This window comes from Pseudomonas sp. (assembly GCF_026224925.1).
In the GTDB taxonomy this organism is placed as follows: domain Bacteria; phylum Pseudomonadota; class Gammaproteobacteria; order Pseudomonadales; family Pseudomonadaceae; genus Aquipseudomonas.
The window spans coordinates 1-1,585 of sequence record NZ_JAMFRV010000140.1 but is presented as its reverse complement, the minus strand read 5'-3'; the positions used below and the strand labels follow the sequence as shown (position 1 = coordinate 1,585).

General features: G+C 56.3%; 1 protein-coding gene and 1 pseudogene. Both read left to right on the top strand.

Translation table 11 applies throughout. The features are described from left to right. The coding region (locus tag M0974_RS06130; protein WP_297834065.1) for an ATPase domain-containing protein at positions 1-950 on the top strand (950 nt) is incomplete at its 5' end. After that, positions 947-1,585: pseudogene (locus M0974_RS06125) on the top strand (hybrid sensor histidine kinase/response regulator); the annotation flags it as partial. The gene M0974_RS06130 and the pseudogene M0974_RS06125, both read left to right, overlap by 4 nt.

The window sequence follows — 1,585 nt, the reverse complement described above, 5'->3', positions numbered from 1 at the left end:
TGCTGCACAGCGTGGCCCAGGGCGTTATCCGTCTCGAAGAGCTGACCCCGGATTACGGCGCCGAGAGACGACGGTTGCGCGTGGTGAAATATCGTGGCCAAAAATACCGAGGCGGCTTTCACGACTTCACCATCATGAACGATGGCATCCATGTATTCCCGCGACTGGTGGCAGCAGAGCACCGCCACCGCTATCAGCGTGTGCAGTTAAGCAGTCGTATTCCGGAACTTGACGCATTGCTCGGTGGTGGTATAGACAGTGGCTCCGGCACGCTGATACTGGGTCCGGCGGGCACCGGCAAATCTCTTATTTCTTTGGTATTTGCCGCCGCTGCGGTGGCCCGCGGTGAAAAGGTCGGACTGTTCATCTTCGACGAAGAAATGGGGCTGCTGTTCGAGCGCATGAAAAAGCTTGATATAGACCTTCAGGCCCTGCAAGAAACCGGCAACTTGATGATTGAACAAGTTGACGCAGCAGAATTGTCGCCGGGAGAGTTTTCTCACCGCGTGCGACGTTGCGTCGATGAGAAGCATATCAAAACCGTCGTTATCGACAGCATCAACGGCTATCAGGCGGCAATGCCCGGTGAAAACGCACTGATCCTGCACATGCATGAGCTATTGCTGTACTTGAACCGTCAAGGTGCTTCGACCTTCATGACCGTGGCGCAGCACGGATTGGTCGGAGATATGCATACTTCTGTGGACATAACTTATTTGGCGGACACCGTGATTCTGTTGCGTTATTTCGAAGCTTTGGGTCAGGTTCGCCGGGCCATTTCGGTTATTAAAAAACGTACGGGAAGCCACGAGTCGACTATCCGGGAGTACCGGATTGGCGCGCACGGCTTGACAGTCGGCGCGCCACTGGATGCATTCCAAGGTGTTCTACGCGGGGTGCCTCATTATTACGGCGAGAGCAAACCGCTGATGAGGGAAGAAAACGCGTGAGTATTCCGGGAGTATCCGAGCGGGCGATCATCCTTGCACCCCGCGGTCGTGACAGCCAAATCGCTAGGATACTCCTCGAAGAAGCAGGTTTCGGCGCGTTCATGGCCCGAGACTTGGCGCACCTGTGTCAAGAGTTAGCGCTGGGGGCGGGTTTAGCGATCATCGCTGACGAGGCCCTCCACGGGGCTAATATCAACGCCTTGGTGGCGTTGATGGAAAGCCAGCCACCTTGGTCGGACATGCCCATCGTGTTGCTGACTCGCCACGGCGGACCGGAGCAGAACCCTTCCACGCGTCTAGGTACGCACTTGGGTAATGTCACGTTTCTCGAACGTCCTTTTCACCCGGCTACCTTGGTCAGCCTGGTCACCACTGCATTGCGCGGCCGCCGTCGGCAATACGAAGCACGCGCGCGCATGGAAGACATTCTTGAAAGCGAACAACGCTTGCAGAATGCCCTCAAGGCCGGACGCCTCGGCTCTTGGCAGCTCGATACAGACAATTTGATGTTGACCTGTTCTGCCATTAGTAAATCCCACTACGGGCGAGCCGACGATGAGCGATTCACTTTCGACGATTGGCTTGGCTCGGTGCTGATCGAAGACCAGCCGGCGATGCAAATGGCGCTGCACAAT